Origin of the sequence: Microbispora sitophila (assembly GCF_014892245.1) — a bacterium.
Lineage (GTDB): Bacteria > Actinomycetota > Actinomycetes > Streptosporangiales > Streptosporangiaceae > Microbispora > Microbispora siamensis.
In genome coordinates, this window is the sequence record NZ_JADBGC010000025.1 from 48,985 (window position 1) to 66,915 (window position 17,931).

The 17,931-nt window shown below is 70.8% G+C and carries 13 protein-coding genes; 7 read left to right on the top strand and 6 right to left on the bottom strand.

Annotated elements, in window-relative coordinates:
• Window positions 1-98: 98 nt before the first annotated feature.
• The gene (locus tag IL992_RS35560) at window positions 99-3,443 is read left to right on the top strand and encodes a glycosyl hydrolase family 95 catalytic domain-containing protein (RefSeq protein ID WP_193207698.1); all 3,345 of its coding nucleotides are present in this window, start codon (window positions 99-101) and stop codon (window positions 3,441-3,443) included.
• Between the two features lie 99 nt (window positions 3,444-3,542).
• Here IL992_RS35560 and IL992_RS35565 read toward each other — a convergent pair whose 3' ends face one another.
• Window positions 3,543-4,685: an ROK family transcriptional regulator gene (locus IL992_RS35565; RefSeq protein ID WP_193207699.1), complete on the bottom strand. Its 1,143-nt coding sequence runs from the start codon at window positions 4,683-4,685 to the stop codon at window positions 3,543-3,545.
• A gap of 110 nt (window positions 4,686-4,795) precedes the next feature.
• On the opposite strand from IL992_RS35565, the gene IL992_RS35570 reads away from it, so the two are divergent.
• From IL992_RS35570 to IL992_RS35590, 5 genes are read left to right on the top strand one after another with little or no spacing between them, the layout of a single operon-like run.
• Window positions 4,796-6,091: an ABC transporter substrate-binding protein gene (locus IL992_RS35570; RefSeq protein ID WP_193207700.1), complete on the top strand. Its 1,296-nt coding sequence runs from the start codon at window positions 4,796-4,798 to the stop codon at window positions 6,089-6,091.
• Window positions 6,092-6,135: 44 nt separating this feature from the next.
• Entirely contained in the window at window positions 6,136-7,041 is a 906-nt protein-coding gene (locus tag IL992_RS35575) for a carbohydrate ABC transporter permease (RefSeq protein WP_319019037.1), read from the top strand.
• Entirely contained in the window at window positions 7,038-7,883 is an 846-nt protein-coding gene (locus IL992_RS35580; RefSeq protein WP_204049487.1) for a carbohydrate ABC transporter permease, read from the top strand. Before IL992_RS35575 ends, IL992_RS35580 begins: the two co-directional genes overlap by 4 nt.
• A gap of 24 nt (window positions 7,884-7,907) precedes the next feature.
• A complete protein-coding gene (locus IL992_RS35585; protein WP_193207701.1) occupies window positions 7,908-8,909 on the top strand; it encodes an SIS domain-containing protein in 1,002 nt (333 codons plus the stop codon).
• On the top strand, window positions 8,906-9,793 hold the full coding sequence (locus tag IL992_RS35590; protein WP_193207702.1) for an N-acetylglucosamine kinase: 888 nt from the start codon (window positions 8,906-8,908) through the stop codon (window positions 9,791-9,793). The genes IL992_RS35585 and IL992_RS35590 overlap by 4 nt, the downstream gene beginning before the upstream one ends.
• A gap of 369 nt (window positions 9,794-10,162) precedes the next feature.
• Here IL992_RS35590 and IL992_RS35595 read toward each other — a convergent pair whose 3' ends face one another.
• The 5 genes from IL992_RS35595 to IL992_RS35615 all read right to left on the bottom strand — a co-directional run bounded on the left by IL992_RS35595 (window position 10,163) and on the right by IL992_RS35615 (window position 16,743).
• Window positions 10,163-11,452 carry a cellulose-binding domain-containing protein gene (locus IL992_RS35595; RefSeq protein ID WP_226874352.1) on the bottom strand — a complete coding sequence of 430 codons (1,290 nt, stop codon included), beginning with the start codon at window positions 11,450-11,452 and terminating at the stop codon, window positions 10,163-10,165.
• Between the two features lie 254 nt (window positions 11,453-11,706).
• Window positions 11,707-12,831 carry a cellulose-binding domain-containing protein gene (locus IL992_RS35600; protein ID WP_193207704.1) on the bottom strand — a complete coding sequence of 375 codons (1,125 nt, stop codon included), beginning with the start codon at window positions 12,829-12,831 and terminating at the stop codon, window positions 11,707-11,709.
• A 507-nt stretch (window positions 12,832-13,338) separates the two neighbouring features.
• Window positions 13,339-14,520 (bottom strand): cytochrome P450, encoded by a 1,182-nt coding sequence (locus tag IL992_RS35605; RefSeq protein WP_226874375.1) that lies wholly within the window; start codon window positions 14,518-14,520, stop codon window positions 13,339-13,341.
• A gap of 99 nt (window positions 14,521-14,619) precedes the next feature.
• Window positions 14,620-15,708 carry a M20 family metallopeptidase gene (locus tag IL992_RS35610; RefSeq protein WP_193207705.1) on the bottom strand — a complete coding sequence of 363 codons (1,089 nt, stop codon included), beginning with the start codon at window positions 15,706-15,708 and terminating at the stop codon, window positions 14,620-14,622.
• Between the two features lie 18 nt (window positions 15,709-15,726).
• Window positions 15,727-16,743: a LacI family DNA-binding transcriptional regulator gene (locus tag IL992_RS35615; RefSeq protein ID WP_193207706.1), complete on the bottom strand. Its 1,017-nt coding sequence runs from the start codon at window positions 16,741-16,743 to the stop codon at window positions 15,727-15,729.
• Window positions 16,744-16,949: 206 nt separating this feature from the next.
• On the opposite strand from IL992_RS35615, the gene IL992_RS35620 reads away from it, so the two are divergent.
• On the top strand, window positions 16,950-17,930 hold the full coding sequence (locus tag IL992_RS35620) for a substrate-binding domain-containing protein (RefSeq protein ID WP_193207707.1): 981 nt from the start codon (window positions 16,950-16,952) through the stop codon (window positions 17,928-17,930).
• The last annotated feature ends 1 nt before the right edge of the window (window position 17,931 follow it).

Here is a 17,931-nt window from a genome sequence, read left to right on the forward strand (position 1 = left end):
AGGTCGCAAAGGTGACTCTTGCAGTCAAACGATTGATCGACAATCATGCTGCCCATGACGCTCATTAGTCAAACGTTTGACTGCAAGGGTGGTGCCCCATGGGCAAGGCGTTGACCACGATGGCGGTCGCGGTCGCGGTCACCGTGACGGCGGCCATCGCGGCCGGTCCTCCCGCCTGGGGCGCCGCGCCGGCGGCCTCGACCGCGGATCAGAAGGCCACCTCAGCGTGGCGGGACGGGGCGTTCCAGGTGGACAGCGCCGCCGTGGTGTCGCGCTCCGACCTGGTGCTCGAGGGCCCGGCCTGGCGCGACTACCAGAGCATGCCCCTGGGGAACGGCCGTCTCGGTGCGGCGGTGTGGTCGCAGGACGGCTTCACCGCCCAGCTCAACCGCAACGACACGTTCCCCGGCCTGAAGTCGGCCGGTCGGCTCGTCGTGCCCGGGCTCTTCGAACTCGCCGGCGCGCCCGACTATCGGGGGCGGCTGAACCTGGCCGACGCCGTGCTTGAGCAGAGCGGGAGGGGCATGACGGCGCGCACCTTCGTCCGCGCCGACCGCGACCAGCTCGTGCTGGAGGTCACCGGCGCCAAGCCCGGAAAGGAGCAGACCGCCGACCTCGACCTCTGGGACGGGCGCAACCCCACCACCTATGCCGAGGGCGGGATCGGCGCGCTCGCGGAGACCTTCACCGATTCCGCATCCGGGAGGACGACCGGAGCCGTGGCCGCCATCACCGCGGACGCGCGCGACGTGAGCGCGGCGGTGGTCGACGCGAACACGGTCCGGCTGACCTTCACGCCACGCGCCGACGGCAGTTATCGCATCGTCGTGGGGGTTCCTTCGTACACGGGCGGCGACGTCGGCAAGGCCGGCCGCCAGGCGGTGGAGGGTGCGACCCAGGACCGGGTCGACGCGGCACACCTGGACTGGTGGCACGGTTTCTGGAAGCAGGCCGCGCCGATGAAGATCACATCCCCGGACGGCACCGGCGAGTACTTCGAGGCTCTTCGCGCCCAGCAGCTCTACACGACGGCGGCCACCCAGCGAGGCGACCTGCCGACGGGCCAGGCGGGCGCCGCCAACATGCTCTACCCCTGGCAGGACACGCCGGTCTCGCCCTCGACCTGGTTCCATTTCAACCTGCGCCAGCAGGTCAACGCCAACTACGGAGCGGGGACCGCCGGCTTCAACGGGCCGTACCTCAACCTCTACACCTCGCACCTGGCGCAGATGAAGGCGTGGACCGAGAGCCACTGGCCGGGCGCCGAGGGCGTGTGCGTGCCCGAGCTGCTGCGCTTCGACGGCACACCGGACGGGTGCGTCGGCGGAGCCGCGCCCACGTGGACGAACCGGATCCTCACCGGTGGCCTCGAAGTGGCGCACGACCTGTGGCGCCAGTATCGGTTCACGGGCGACGCCTCCGTCCTGGACCGGGGCTATCCCCTGATGAGCGAGGTCGCGAAGTTCTCCCTCTCCCTGCTCGAGGAAGGTGACGACGGGCTCCTGCACCTCGCACACGCCAACTCGTTCGAGACCCAATGGGACGCCACGGACCCCATGCCCGACCTCGCGGGCATGAAGGTCATGTTCCCGGTCATCGCCGGCCTCGCCGACGCTCGCGGCGACGGTGACCTGGCAGGCCGGCTGCGCGCAGCGGTGCGGAAGCTGCCCGAGCCGCCCACCACCACACGCGACGGCAAGAAGGTGTACGCCTGGTCCGCCACGAACGAGCCGGCGAAGAACACCCAGAACACCGACATGGAGCCGCTCAGCCCCTGGGGGCTGGTCGGCCCCGACTCCACGGTCATGCAGGACACCTTCGCGGAACGCGTCTTCCCGCTCACCCGGGAGTGGGACGAGTCGCCGATCTGGGCCGCCGACCTCGGTCGCGCCGCCGACATGAAGCGACTGCTCGTCCAGGGCACCGCCGATCTGCAGAAGTTCCCGAACGGCTTCTCGGGGCACGGCCGCAACGACGACCCCGCGTCGATCCACAACATGTACAGCTCGTGGAACGCGGTGGTGGCCAACGCCCTGCAGGACGCCCTCGTCCAGGCCGGCGACGGGACGGTGCGGATCGCGACCGCGCTGCCGGACGACTGGACCGTCGACGGGACGGTCGTGATCGCCGGTGGCCACCGGGTCAGCACCCAGGTGAACCGGGGCACGCCGACTCTGGTCGGCATCCAGGCCGGATCGGCGGACACGCTGAAGATCAAGAACCCCTGGCCGGGGACGCCGGTGCGGTTGGTCGAGGACGGCAGGTCCGGAGGCGGGCCCGTGGTGACTCCCACCCGTGACGCCGTCATCTCGGCGCGCGTCGAGGCCGGGAAGTCGTACGTGCTGGAGCGGGCCGACCGGCCGCACGACTCCTTCCGGTTCCAACAGGTCCGGGGCCGGCGGGCGGGCGCGGTCAAGCGTCTGGGCACCCAGACGCTCGGTGTCCCGCGGACCACGCCGCAGATCCGCAGCGACGCCGTGTCCGTCATCGCGCCAGAGAAGCTCCACCCGCTCGTGACGGCGAAGGAGGGCGTCGCGGCGTACGTCGACCGCAGCGACCAGATCACGTCGCTTCCGTCCGCGCTCGCCGGATCGACCCTGGTCAGGGGAGCCAACGGCGACGCGTCCCGGAACGCCCCGGCCGACTACCTGACGCTCGACCTGGCCAGGCCCGCGCCGGTGTACGTCGCCTTCGACGGGCGGGGCGAGGGCACATGGTGGCCGTCCTGGCTGCGGGACCAGGGCTTCACGCGGACCGGCATGACCGTCGGCAAGCGCGAGTTCCTGCGCAGGGCCGAGATCGTCGACGGCGGCAGGCTGCGGGTCTCGGGCGGCGGAGCGACCCTCTCGCGTGCCGGGGCGGACTGGGGTGACCAGATCATCGAGGTGAAGGTCCGCCAGATCCAGGTGGGCGCGAGCGTGATGTTCAGGGCCCCGGACCGAAGCAACGGCTACGTGTGGAACATCGGGGGCCCGCTCGGAAGCCCGGGCGGCCTCGGACAGCTGCGCGTGAGCACGGTGGTCGGCGGCCGCTCCACGCTCATCGGCTCGGTCGTCCCGATCGAGCCCGCGGCCGGGAACGAGTACACGCTGCGGATCGAGGCGATCGGCGACCGCCTGCGCACCTTCGTCGACGGCAAGCTGGTCGACGACCGGACCGACGGCACCTTCGCGCGCGGACGGGTCGGTTTCAACCTCGGCGGCAGCGACATCGGCGAGTACGACAGCGTCAAGGTCAGCTCGCCCCAGGGCGCCGTGCTCTTCGACGACGACTTCTCGGGCGACCTGTCGAAGTGGGAGATCCCCGCCGACCGCCAGGACGTGCCGCTCGTCGTCTTCGAGAAGCGAATGCCGGCGGGTCCCGTGGTCCTGGGGCCCAATTCGGGCATCTCGGGCCGGGGCGACTCCAGTTACCTGACCTTCGTCGGCGAACCCGGCAAGTAGCCCGCCACTCGCGGCCGGCCGGTCTCCCGGCCGGCCGGCCGCACCTCACGCGTCCGAGCAGCCGCCGCGATGGCGGAGGCCCGGGCATGGGGCAGGAGGTCAGGCGTGGATCAGCCGGTGCAGGGCCTGCTCGCGGGCGAGCACCGCGGCGCCCTCGACGGTGGCCGTCGCCCCCAGGCCGCTCCGGCGGATCTCGACGGGGATGGACAGGGTGCTCAGGGTCTCCTGGACGCCCTGAACGAGGAGCGGGTTGGAGCCCACGCCGCCGCCGAGCACCACCAGGCCGGGATCGAGTAGCGCGACGACCGCGACGACCAGCCGCCCGACCTGCGTGGCGTGCTCGGTCACGGCGCGCTGCGCCGGCGGGCAGCCCTCGCCGGCGCGCCGGAACAGCTCCTCGGCGCTCGTGGGCGGCTCTCCCTCCGACGCCGGCCACGCGGCCGCCGCACGCAGCAGCAGATCCTCGGCGCCGAGGAAGCGTTCGAGGCCCTCGGGGACGGGCTCCTGGCCGGCGTCCCAGGGGAAGGGCAGGTGGGCGACCTCACCGGCCCAGCCGGACGCCCCGCGGAGTAGCCGCCCGCCGAGCACCAGCGCCGCTCCTATCCGGACACCCGCCTGCACGTACGCGAACTGCGCGGCGCCCTGCGCCACGCCGAGGTTCCCCTCGGCGACGGCCGCGCAGTTGACGTTGTTCTCCAGCAGCAGCGGGGCCTGGGGGAGGGCCAGCGCCTTGAGCATGTCGTGCACCTCGGGCGACTGCGAGGCGGCGGCGGGGTCCCTGTCGGTCACGACGGTCGGGAGCGCGATCACGATCTGCCGCAGCGGCCCGCTGTCGCCGAGCCGCGGCAGCGTCTCGCGCAGGAGCGCGCCCGCGGCGTCGGCGCTGGCCGTCAGGTCCGCCGTGCCGGACCGGGACGCCGGGGATGTGACGTCGCGGCTGACGCCCAGCAGCCGCTCGCCGCTGAGCGCGTGCGCGTGGATGCGTGTGCGGGTGACGCCGACGTCGACGCCCAGCACGTGACCGGCCCCCTCGCCGATGCGCCACAGCAGCGCCGACCGGCCGGTGTGGCCCTGGACGGAGCCGTCCTCCCGCACGAGTCCGAGCTCTTCGAGCTCCGACATCGCCGTGGAGACGGTGGGTTTGGACAGGCTCAACGCCTGGCTGATCTGGGGCCGGGTGGCCCGGCCGCGCCGGGTGAGCTCCGCCAGCACCGCCCGTGCACTCGTGCTCAGTGATGTCATCCGGTCCCCGCAGCTCCCGCTTCCGCTTCCGCTTGATCCTTTCGTACCTGCCCTTGACATATCCTAGCCCACTTCGTTAGGTAAATGACCTAACTAACTGGAGGCTGGTTATGCACTCGATCTCACGCCGGAGGCTCCTGAGCCTGCCGCTCGTCCTCGGCGCGGCCGCGGTCCTGCCCGGTTGCGCCGTGTCCGGACCTTCCCGCGGCAGCGGCGGCTCCTCGGGTCCCGTCACGCTGAACGCCCTGTTCATGAAGCAGGCCAGCTACAGCGAAGACGACATCCGCGGCATGCTCGCGGCGTTCCGGAAGGCCCACCCGGACATCACGGTCCAGCCGACCTTCGTCGCGTACGAGGCCCTGCACGACAAGATCGTCATCTCGGCGCCTGCCGGCACGTACGACGTCGTGCTGATCGACTGCATCTGGCCGGCGGAGCTGGCCAGCAAGAACATGCTGCTCGACGTCACCGACCGCTATCAGCAGGCCTGGCTGGACGACATCCTGCCCGGCACGCTCGGCTCCATCACGTACAAGGACCGCAAGTACGGGATGCCGTGGATACCCGGCGGGAAGCTCTTCTTCTACAACACCCGCATGCTGAAGGACGCCGGGGTCGACGAGACGGCCATGGCGACCTGGGACGGCGTGCTCGAGGCCGCCAGGACGCTGAAGGCCAAGAAGGTCGTCGAGCATCCGCTGGTCTGGAGCTGGGCGCACGCCGAGGCGATGATCTGCGACTACGCGCAGCTTCTCGGCGCGTTCGGCGGCCGTTTCCTCGACGACGCGGGCAAGGCCGCCTTCCATCAGGGGGGCGGGCTGCAGGCGCTGGAGTGGATGAAGCGCACGCTCGACGAAGGGCTCAGCGCGCCCTCCTCGACCAAGCTCCTGGAGGACGACGTCAAGAAGGTCGTCGTCCAGGGCGACGCGGCGATCGCGCTCAACTGGGACTACATGTACAGCGAGTCCAACGACCCGAAGCAGTCGAAGATCGTCGGAGAGCTGAAGCCCGCGGTCAGCCCCAAGGGGCCCGGCGGCCAGGGCCCGGCGGTCGACGGGTCGATGGGCCTGTCGGTCACCGCGACTTCCAAGCACCCCGACGCCGCGTGGCAGCTCGTCGCCTTCCTGTGCGGCAAGGAGAACCAGCTCCAGTACGTCGAGAGGTCGCTGCCGGTGTGGGACAGCGCCTACGAGGACCCGAAGCTCACGAGCGGGGCGCAGGCGCCGCTCGTGGCGGCCGACAAGGCCCAGTACGGCTCGCTGATCGAGCGCCCCCAGGTCGTGCAGTACAACGCGGTGAGCCAGGAGATCCAGGCCGGGCTGCAGTCCTGCCTGGTCGGCGGCACACCCGCGGCCCAGGCGCTCTCCGACGCCGCGGCCAAGGTCAACCACATCATCGGGGGCTGACCGTGTCCCTGACAGCGCGACGCCCCACAGCCACGGCGCCGCCGGTGGCCGGGCCGAGACGGGGGAAGGTCGAACGCCAGTGGCCGCTCGCCCTGGCGCTGCTGGCCCCGGCGATGATCGTCGTGTTCGGCGTCGTCCTGTATCCCATGGGCCGCACGCTGGTGCTCAGCCTCGTCGACGCCACCTCGGCACTGCAGACGGAGTTCACGTTCTCCGGGCTGTCGAACTACACGGCGCTGCTGTCGAACTCCGAGTTCTGGGCCACGGTGTGGCGCACCGCGGTGTTCACCGTCTTCTCCACGGCGGTGGAACTCGTGGTCGGCCTGCTGCTCGCGCAGTTCCTCAACCAGCGCATCCGCGGTCAGTGGTTCTTCCGCAGCCTCGTGGTCCTGGCCTGGGCGCTGCCCACCATCGTCAGCGCCAACATGTGGCGGTGGATCCTCCACCCCGAGTACGGCGCGCTCAACGGCCTCCTCATGCACCTCGGCCTGCTCGACTCCTACAAGGACTGGATCGGCGGCCCGACGCAGGCGCTGTTCGTGGTCGCGCTGGTCGACGCCTGGAAGACCACGCCCCTGGTGGCGATCCTGTTGCTCGCCTCGATGCAGACCATCGGCGACGACGTCTACGAGGCGGCGGCCATGGACGGCGCCGGGGCGGTGCGCCGGTTCCTGTCCATCACGATCCCGATGCTCAAACCGGCGATCGCGGTGGTCCTGGTGCTGCGCACCATCGAGGCGTTCAAGGTCTTCGACATCATCTACATCATGACCAGGGGCGGCCCCGACTCCGGGACCACCACGATCGCCTTCTACACCTACCTGCAGGCGTTCTCCAACCAGGAGTTCAGCCTCGGCTCCGCGGCCGCCTACCTCACCGTGCTGTTCATCTTCGTGCTGTCGCTGGTGTATCTGCGCATGCTCCGTACCGACTCGGGGGGAACGGCGTGAGACCCTCTCGCTTCTACCGCCCCGCGATGTACCTGTGCGGCGCGCTGCTGGCCGTCGTCGTCCTCGGGCCGTTCGCCCTGCTGCTGCTCGCCAGCGTGTCCCCGCAGGCCGGCCTGCTCGGCAAGCCGCCCGACCTGTGGCCGGACTCGCCAACGCTGGACCGCTACGCGGCGATCTTCACGCAGGCGGCCGGCGGGGTCGCCGGCGACTTCCGGGTGGCCCTGGTCAACTCGCTGGTCGTCGCCGGGTGCAGCGTCGCGGTGAGCCTGGTGACCGGCGTGCTCGGCGCCTACGCGTTCGCGCGGCTGCGGTTCCCCGGGCGCAGGCTGGTGCTGTTCGTCTTCATGTTGACGTACATGATGCCGCCGCTGGCCCTCGTGGTGCCCATGTACATGACCGGCGCCGCGCTCGGCCTGCTCGACACGCGGACCTCGCTCGTCGTGGTCTACTGCTCCTTCACCACGCCCTTCGTCCTGTGGCTGCTGTCCGGCTACTTCCGCGCCCTGCCGGCCGAACTCGAGGAGGCCGCCCGCATCGACGGGTGCGGCCGGGTCGGCGCGCTGATCCGGGTGGTGCTGCCGGTGGCGCGTCCGGGCCTCATCTCCGCCGGACTCCTGGCGTTCCTCATGGCGTGGGACGAGTTCTTCTACGCGCTCATCTTCACCTCGTCCCCGGCGTCGAAGACGGTTCCCGTGGCGCTGGCCGAGTTCACCGGCCGCTACAGCCTCGACTTCGGCCTGATGGCCGCGGGCGGCCTGCTCGCCGCCGTGCCGCCGGTGCTCATCGCGCTGATCTTCCAGAAGCACATCACCCGCGGGCTGGCCGCGGGTGCCGTCAAGTAACCCTCGGTTTTGAGAGAAGGTTCGATGTCCCACGACATCTCCATGTCCGACGCGCTCGACCGGCAGCCCGAGGCGCTGGCCTCCGCGGTGCGCACCCTGCGCGAGCAGCTCACGGGTTCCTGGCCCGCGCCGCGCCGCCCGCTGTTCGTGGCCATGGGCGCCAGCCACGCCGCGCTCGCGGCCTGCGTGCACCAACTGCGCGCGTACGGCATCTGGGCGAGCAGGGCCGGATACGGGGAGATCCCGGCGTCCATCCCGGCCGCCGACGTCGACCTGGTGGCGGGGGTGTCCCAGTCGGGACGCAGCGCGGAGACGATCGACGCCCTGCGGGAGGTGGAGGCGGCGCGGCGGCTGGCCGTGGTCAACATCGCCGCGTCCCCGCTGGCCGAACTGGCGGGCACCGTGCTGAGCTGCGGGACGGTCCCCGATTCCAAGGTGTCCACCTCCGGCTTCACCGTCACGCTCGCCGCCCTCGGGATGCTGGCCGACACGTGGGCGCTCGGCGGGCCGGCCGACGTGTGGCAGTCGCTGTCGGACCACCTGGACGAGACCGCCGGGCGGGCCGATGACACCGTGGACGCCCTCGTCGAGGGCGTCGCGGAGAGCGTCGCCGCCGACGTCGTCGGAGCGGGGGCGTCGCTGACCGCCGCCGAGGAGGGCGCCCTGATGCTGCGCGAGGCCTGCCGGCTTCCCGCCACGGCGTACGAGACCCGGCAGTATCTCCACGGGCCGATGGAGTCGGCCGGCCGCACCGCGCACATCGTCGTCGGGGACGAGCGCGAGGCGGCGCTGGCCCTGCAACTGGCCGAGGCCGGCCACCGGGTTCTCTACGTGGGCCCCTGCGCGGCGCCGGTCCCGCACGTGGAGATCCCGCGGCTCGCCCCGGTGGCTCGCGCGATCGTCGAGAACGCCGTGCTCCAGCGGCTCGTCGTCAAGGTGGCCGCCGCGCGGAACGTTCCGGTGGGTGAGTTCCTGTTCTCGATGGACGACACGAAGGTGGACACCCTCGCCGCGGAGACCGCATGAGCCGCATCGCCGTCGGTGTCGACGTGGGCGGGACGAAGACCCACTGGCGTGCGGCCGGGGAGGAGGGCCTCGTCGCGGACCGCGTCGTGGCCAGCGAGCTGGGCTCGGACATGGACGACCTGGCTGAATGGCTGGTGTCGGACCTGCGCGCGTGGGGGGTGCCGTTCGACGCCCTGGGCGTGGGCGCGCACGGGTGTGACAGCGCGTCCCTGTGCCGGAGGTTGCGCGGCCTGCTGAGCGCGAGGCTCACGGTCCCGGTGCGGGTGGTCAACGACGCCCACCTCCTGCCGTACGCGGCCGGCGTCCCGGGGGCGATCGGCGTGATCGCCGGAACGGGGTCGGTCGCCGCGGGCACGGGTCCCGACGGCGAGCCCCTCCTCGCCGGGGGCTGGGGATGGGCGCTCGGCGACGAGGGATCGGCCGCCGGGCTCGTACGCGAGGCGGTGCGGGCCACCTGCCTGCGGCACGACGCGGGCCTCCCACCGGACGAGCTGGCGGGGGGCCTGCTCGCGGCCTTCCAGACCGACGAGGTGCCGGGGCTGTCGCACGCGCTGACCCGCTCGCCCAGCGCGGAGGAGTGGGGCCGTCACGCTCCCGTCGTCTTCCGTGCGGCGCAGGAGGGGTCGGGCGTCGCGCTGCAGGTCATCGAGGAGGGGGGACGGGCGCTGGCGAAGCTGGTCGAGACGCTGATCGCCCGTGGGGCGTCGGCCACGGCGGTGGTCGCGGCGGGTGGGGTGCTCACCACGCAACCCCGACTGTTCACCGCCCTGGCCGACGCGCTGGGCAAGAGCCACCCGGATCTCCCCCTCATGCTGCTCGACGCAGACCCGGTCGACGGCGCGGTGCGGCTGGCCCGGGAGCTCCTCGCCACTCCGCAGGCCTGACCGGGCCTTGCCCTGACCCCGGCGGCGGTGACGCGTTCGGGGCGATGCCTGTTCTGGTTACAGCAAGCGGCCCCGGTCCGGATACCTCGGACCGGGGCCACCAGGGCAGAAGCACGGATCATCCACGAGGTGATGCAAGGTGAGGGCATCTTCGACGAGTTGCGTGAGCAGTGCGGGAAGCAGATCGGTGCCGCCGAGCCCGAAAGCTTGGGAGGCCCATCTGTCGGCGCTGGTGGTGCCGCTCCCGTACGCTTCGACACCCCGGCTGGATCGCCCGCGACGTCGGCGGGCCGGCGTGACGCTTTACCGGTTACCGGCGTTCGTCTTCGCGCGGCTGGACAGCGACCAGCACAAGATCTTCAGGGCCTTCTAGTAGCCGTAGCGGCTCTTGAGGTGGCGCCACCAGTCGCGCAGCATCCACTTGTCGAACTCCGTGATCTGCGTCGCGGAGCCGGCGTTCATGATGAAGCAGCACACGCCGGTCGGCGTCCAGTCGTAGAAGTCGTCGAGCCCGAATCCGTGGCCTATCTCGTGCAGGAGGATGTGGATGTTCTCGCTGTCGAGCGCGCCCACGTAATACTCGCTGCCGATCCGCTGGCCCCAGTCGCCGCCCGCGCCGCCGGTCATGCCCGCGGTGAGCCACAGGGACATGTCGTAGTGGTGCGCCGCGCCGCCCGGGCAGCCGGAGTAGTCGCCGTTCTGGTGGAAGAACCGGCCGCAGGGCGGGCTGCACTGCGGCGCGCCCTCGTTGATGTCACCCACGTAGACGTCGACCGAGTTGTCGATCCACTGCAGCTGGTTCCGGTCCCGTACGGCCCAGCCGACGACCTTCACGTTCACGTCCGGGTACGGCCAGCCGTTCCAGCCTTCGAGCTGGTCGATCCACTTGTTGAACGAGCGGGCGAGGCTGGCCTGGATGCGGTCGCGCAGGGAGGCCGACACGGTCGCGGAGGAGTCCCACCGGACGCAGTAGTTGATGCTCCCGCGGCCCGCCATGATCTGGTCCCAGATGTAGTTCTTGAACCCGTACAGGTCGGTGTACGTCGTCTCCTCGTGCCGCCACACCTCGTTGAGCGGGGTGACGAGGTTGGCCGGAGGGTTCCAGGCGTTCCCGCCCGGACTCGGCGTGGGCGACGGGCTGGGCGACCGGGTCGGCGTGGGGGACGGGGACGGCGAGGGGGTGCGGCTCGGCGTGACGGACGGGCTGGGCGTGCCGCTGGGGGTGGGGGACTGCGCGACGCCGGTGCAGGCCGCGCCGTTGAGGGTGAACGCCGACGGCTTCGGGTTCGTCCCCGACCACGTGCCGTTGAAGCCGAGGCTCACCGACGAGCCCTTGGCCAGAGCGGCGTTCCAGTCCAAGCTCTTGGCCGTGACGTTCTGCCCGGTCTGCGACCAGGTCGCCGACCAGCCCTCGGTCACCTTCTGCCCGCCGCTCGGGAAGGTGAAGCCGAGCGTCCAGCCGTTCACCGGGTCGCCCAGGTTCTGGATGGTGACGGAGGCGGTGAATCCGCCCCCGCCGGAGCCGGCCGCCCAGTCGTTGGTGCTGTACGTCACCGTGCAGGCGACGGCGGCCCCGGCGGGGGTCGCCGTTCCCAACGCCAGCGTGGTGCCCAGGACGAGGACGGACACCATCCCCAGGAAGAGCCGAGTCGGTCGCATCACCATGTCCTTTTTGGTCGAGGGGAAAGGGGCACGCAACAATAGGCATCGCACGGGATTTATGGAAAGGAAGCGACCATAGCAGTCGGGCGAAACACGGAACCCGTGCTGTAAATTTCATTTTCCACAGGGGCCGGATTTTGTTTCGGCCTCCCGAAAGGAAACGCGGCGGGTGCCGCTAATCGAACGGCGTCGCGGGCGGCGCGACCGCCGGATCGCGCCGCCCGCGACGGTCCTCGGGAGCCTAAGGAGCCTCAGGAGAGGAAGCTTCCGTACGGGCCGTTGAGGATGGCGTTCTTCTGCGCCTGACTGAAGTGACAGTTCGGGTAGTCGTAGAGGGACGCCGACATGCACGTTCCGTCGGTGGACGTGGCGTCGGGGAGGCCGAACGCGTGGCCCAGTTCGTGCACCATGCCGCCGTACCACCGGTTCATCGGGCCGTTGAGGCCGGCCGCGCCGTCGGCGTCGTGGCCGCTGAGGATCACCCAGCCGTTGCCGCCGCCGCCACCCGCGCCGTCGCCCTCGGCGCTGACCTCGCCGACGTTGATCCACCGGCTGTCGGGCGCGCCGAGGCCGAACTTGCGGCGTAGTTCCTCCTGCATGTTGCACACCGCCCACCAGTACTTGTCACCGCACTTGGGGGTGTTCTCGTACCAGCTGCGCGGCTGGTCGCCGTTGACGACCTCGGCGACCGGGCTGTTCAGCGTGAACGTCTTGCCCAGCTCCTGCTTGAAGAAGCGCTGCGCCTCCTGGAGGACCTTGGCCATGCCGTCCGGGTATCGCTGGTCGTACGCCACGTCGGAGGGCTCGAGCCAGAAGACCCGCACCGTCCGCGCCGGGGGAGTGGTCGCCGAGGGCGACGCGGACGGCGACGGCGACGGTGACCTGGACGGTGACGCCGATGGCGAGGGCGACGTGGACGGCGACGCGGACGGGCTCACGCTGGGGGAGGCGGTCGTCCCGCCCGTGCAGGCGACGCCGTTGAGCGTGAACCCGGCCGGCACCGGGTTGCTGGTGTTGTTCCAGCTGCCGTTGAATCCGAAGGAGGTGCTCGCGCCCGTCGCCAGGGAGCCGTTCCAGCTCACGTTGGCGGCGGTCACGGCACTGCCGCTCTGTGTCACGTTCGCGTTCCACGCCTGCCCGACGGTCTGCCCCGCGCCGAAGGTCCAGCGCAGGGTCCAGCCCGAGACCGGATCACCGAGGTTCGTGATCGCGACGTTGGCGCTGAAGCCGCCGTTCCACTGCGAAGCGACGGTGTAGGTGACCTGGCATGCGGCCGAGGCGGCGTGTGCCGCGACCGTGGTCCCCGCGGCGGCGCCGGCCAGGCAGGCGGCCAGGGCCAGGGGAGTCAGGACTGCGCGTAATCGCCGTTGATGCATCCGATGCCTCCATTGCGGACGCCGTTGTTCACGACTTCGCGGTTGACCGCGACCGCCCGGAAACAACCATGAATGCGCTCCCGGGGGCGCGAGCCACGAACTTGTGAACGCTAACAACCGCGTACGGTGATGAATGCGATCGGCTCTGTCAATGAGTCGCACCGAAATCCGCGGGGAACGTGGAAGAACGCGGCCCGCGCCTGGAAAGTTTCAGACAAGGGTGCCCGACATTTCCACAGGCCCGAAAAGTTTTCGGTGCTGTAAATATCTAATACAAGCGACCGCGTGTCAGGGGACGAGCCCGGCCGGGGCGGCGGTGTAGATCTACAGGCGGCGGCGAGGACCGAGGCGTCGGTGAAGTGATCGGCCGCCGGCCGGATCCGGCGGCGAGGTCTCGAATCCGGACGGCGGACGAGTTCGTTGTTCGCGGTCGCGACCGTTACGAGCGAGAGCCGGCCCTCGGCGTCGAACGCGGGAGGGCCGGGTGCTCGGCGGTGAGCGGGACGCCTACCAGGCGACCGGCATCGTGGTCAGGCCGTGTACGACGGTGGAGGAGCGGAACAGGGGCTCGCCCGCCGGTCGCAGACCGGGGAACCGGCGCAGCAGGGCGGGGAACGCGATCCGCATCTCCATGCGGGCCAGGGGAGCGCCGAGACAGTGATGGATGCCGTGTCCGAATGCGACGTGGCCGATGACATCCCGGCGGATGTCCAGGTCGTCCGGGTTCGGGGCGAGCCCCGGGTCGCGGTTGGCGGCGGGCAGGGAGCAGATGACGGTCTCGCCGGGGCCGATGGTCCGATCGCCCAGCCGGACCTCGGTCGTCGTCATCTTGACTGTTCCGGAATGCACGATGCTCAGCCACCGCAGCAGTTCCTCGACGGCGGCGTCCACGCGGTCCGGCTCGTCACGCAGCAGCGTGAGCTGGCCGGGGTGCCGCAGCAGGGCGAGCGTGCCCAAAGACAGCATGTTGGCCGTGGTCTCGTGTCCGGCGAGCAGCAGCAGGCTGCCGATGCCGGCGAGTTCGGCGTCGCTCAACTCGTCGCCGTGCTCGCGTACGAGCATCCCGAGCAGATCCTCACCGGGATCGTTCCGGATCGTCTTGATCAGGCCTGCGATGTACGCCCGGGCCTCCGACGCAGCGGCCGCGCGTTCGTCCGGAGACAGGGACACGTCCAGGATCCGCTTGGACGTGTCGTGGAAGCCGGCCCGGTCGGCGTACGGCACGCCCAGCAGTTCGCAGATCACCAGGGAGGGAACCGGGAGGGCGAAGTCCGTCACCAGGTCGGCGGGCGGCCCGCCGCGCTCCATGGCGTCCAGATGGTCGTCGACGATCTGCTGGACTCTGGGCTCCAGCCTGCGCATCCGGCGGACGGTGAACTGCGGCGTGAGCATCCGGCGCAGCCGGGTGTGCTCGGGCGGGTCGGAGCCGAGCAGGTTGCCGGCGCGCATCTCGGCGACCTCCTCCGCACTGGGCGGCGGTGCGCCGGGCGGCCGGAGCGGAGGCACGAGGGCGTTGCTGTACAGCTCGGGATGGCTCAGCACCGTACGGACGTCCTCGAACCTGGTGACCAGCCAGGCGTCGGTGCCGAACACGGTGCGGATCCGGGCGACCCCCTCGTCGTTCCGCAGCGCGGAGAGCTCCGGGACGGGATGGAATCCGTCCCGTCGCATGTGCAGGGGCGGGGACATGTCGCGCACGCGACCTCCTCGGGTCACCGGCGGTCTGATGATCGCCTTGCCACAATCCGACGATAACCGTCCGGTGCCCGCCGTGCGGCCGTTACGTGATCAAGCGAAGCGCCCGAGGGCGGCGGCGTAGATCTCGACGGCCTCCTCGATCCGGTGGACCAGGCAGTACTCGTCGGTGACGTGCGCCTGCTCGGGCTCGCCCGGGCCGCAGATGACCGTGGGCGCCCCGCCACAGGCGGCGGCGAGGATCGAGGCGTCGGTGAAGTAGCTGGCCGCCGGGCGATCGCCGGGCGCACCCGCCCCCGCCTCGACCAGGGCCCGTACGAAGGGGTCGTCCGGGTCCGTCCAGATCGCGGGCAGGTCCACGAGCACGTCGAGGGCCGCCTCGTCACCGAGCGCGGCCTGCAACCGCTCGCGGAGTCGTCCGTGGTCCTGGCCGGCGACGGTGCGCAGGTCGATGGTCGCGGCGGCCAGATCGGGCACGGAGTTCACGTTGATCCCGCCGTGCACGGTTCCCACGTTCACCGTGGAGGGGCCGAGCCAGGGGTGGTCCGGCACCCCGGTGTCGAACGTCTCGACGGCGCCGATCACGCGGGCGAGCTTGTAGATCGCGTTGTCGCCCAGATGGGGCATCGAGCCGTGCGCCGTCGTGCCTCGCGTCGTCGCCTCCAGCCAGAGCGCGCCCTTGTGCCCGAGCAGCACCCGGTTGGCGGTCGGCTCGGCCACGAGCAGGGCGCGCGACCTGCCCACCAGACCCTCGGCCACCATGCCGGCCGCGCCCTCGCAGCCGGTCTCCTCGCCCACGGTGAAGACCATCTCCAGGGCGGCCTTCGGCCCGGTGCGGCGCACGTGCCGCTCAGCGGCGATCACCAGCGCGGCGACGCCGGCCTTCATGTCGCTCGAACCACGCCCGTACAGGCGGTCGCCGTCGATCTCCGCGCCGTGCGGCGCGTGCCGCCACGCCTGCGTGCCCAGCGGCACCGTGTCGAGGTGCCCGGTCAGCGTCACCGGCTCGCCCGTCCCCCAGCGGGCGACCAGCCCGGTACGGCCGGGCGCGTGCTCGTGCGCGCGCACCGCGAAACCGGCGTCCGACAGCCGTCTCGCGAGCGGGCCGGCCACCGCCGCCTCGCCCCCGCCCACCGAGTCGATCCTGATCAGCTCGCGTGCCAGCTCGACCGCCTCGTTCACGCGGCCTCCTTCCGTCACTTACTCTGCGATGCCGGCCGCCACCGGCCGGCTGGTCTGCCGTACGACGAGCCGGGGCGCGATGGCGATGCGCTGCGCGGGCCGGGGGTCGCCGGCCTTGACCTGGCCGAGCAGGCGTACGGCCTCCGCCGCCATCTCCTCCACCGGCTGACGAACCGTGCTGAGCGGCGGGTCGCACATCGTCGCGTGTCCCACGTCGTCGAACCCCACCACGGCCACGTCCTCGGGGACGCGCGCTCCGCCGAACCGCAGCGACCGCACCAGGCCCACCGCGATCTCGTCGTTCGCGCAGACGACCGCGTCCGGCAGCCGGCCGGCGTCGAGCAGCCTGCGCCCGGCCTCGACGCCCCATTCGAGGGTGAACTCGCCCAGCAGCGGCGGCAGGACCTCCACGCCGGCCCGCGCGGCGGTGCGTTCGAACCCGCTGAGCCGCAACCGGGCGGAGGAACTCTCCAGGCGGCTCCCCGCGAAGACCACCGAGCGGGCCCCGCCCGCGATCACGTGCTCGACCGCGAGGGCCAGCCCGGCCTCGTCGTCCACGCCCACCCAGTCGGCCCCGCCGCCCTCGATGTAGCGGTCGACCTGCACCAGCGGCACCCGGCGGGCCGCGTCCAGCACCGCGGGGACGCTGGCCTCGATGTCGCACGGGCTGATGATCAGGCCGTCCACGCGCCGGGCCAGCAGGGTCTCCAGCCTCCGGGCCTCGACCTGCGGACTGTACTGGGACGCGCACAGCAGCAGGTCGGTGCCGGAGTTCTGCAGCTCGCGCTCCACGGCCTCGACGATCGTGGTGAAGAACGGGTTGCCGATGCCCGGGACGACCATGCCGATGGTGCCGGTGGTCTGGTCGCGCAGCGCCTTGGCGACCGCGTTCGGCTGGTAACCGAGTTCGGCCGCGGCGCGCGCCACCCGCTCGGCGATCTCGGGCGTGACCTTGCGCCGCCCCGAGAGGGCACGGGAGGCCGAGGCCACGGAGACGCCGGCCGCTCGTGCCACGTCGTGAATCGTCACGCCCATCGTGTAATCGATTTCCCTTGATCTTTGCCAACGATCGACCTTGTCGACCTTTGTGACGCCAGGATCACACGGAACGATAGAGGTTCTGTGAGGAAAAAGCACCCTTGACGGTGCTTTTTTGGTCCCACTAGCATGCCCGAAACTCGGGTAATCGATTACCCAATCGATCTCACTCCTTCCCGGCCCCCCCGAAAGGCTCATCTCTCATGGCGCGATCCACGAGGCTCATCCGCCTGACAGCGGCGACGACGATCCTGGCCACCGGCCTGCTGGCGGCGGCCTGTGGCGGTTCCGACGACTCCGGCTCTTCCGGGGGCTCCGGCGGAGACCGGCCGCGGGTCGGGCTCGTCCAGATCAACCAGCAGGCGATCTTCTTTAACGAGATGAACGCCGGCGCCCAGCAGGCGGCGAAGGAGGCGAACGTCGATCTCACGATCTTCAACGCCAACGACGACCCGGCCAAGCAGAACGAGGCCATCGACAACTTCGTCCAGCAGCAGTTCGACGCGGTCATCGTGGTCGCCATCGACGTCGAGGGCATCAAGCCCGCCGTGAAGATCGCCAAGGACGCCGGGCTGAAGGTCGTCGCCGTGGACGCGATCGTCGACTCGCCCGCCGTGGACACCCAGGTGGGCGTGGACAACGCCGCGGCGGCACAGCAGGCGGGCGACTTCGTCAACAAGTGGGCCAAGGCGCAGGGCCTGACCGCGCCGAAGATCGGCGTCGTGGGCGCGCTGAACTCCTTCATCCAGAACATCCGCAAGGACGACTTCAACAAGACCGTCGAGGGCGCGGGCGCCAAGATCGTGCAGACCGTCGACGGGCAGAACAAGCAGGAGGCCGCGATGACGGCCGCGGAGAACCTGCTCACCTCCCGCTCCGACATGAACATCGTGTACGCCACGGGTGAGCCGGCCCTGCTCGGCACGGTCGCCGCGGTGAAGTCGCAGAACGCGGCCGACCGGGTCAAGGTCTTCGGCTGGGACCTGACCAAGGAGGCCATCAACGGCATCGACGAGGGGTTCGTCGCCGGGGTGGTCCAGCAGGACCCGAAGACCGAGGGCTACGAGGCCGTCAAGGAGGCCAAGGCCCTGGTCGGCGGCGCCCAGGCGAAGAAGAAGATCGACGTGCCCGTGACGATCGTGACCAAGGACAACGTCGACCCGTACCGCGCAACGTTCAAGTGAG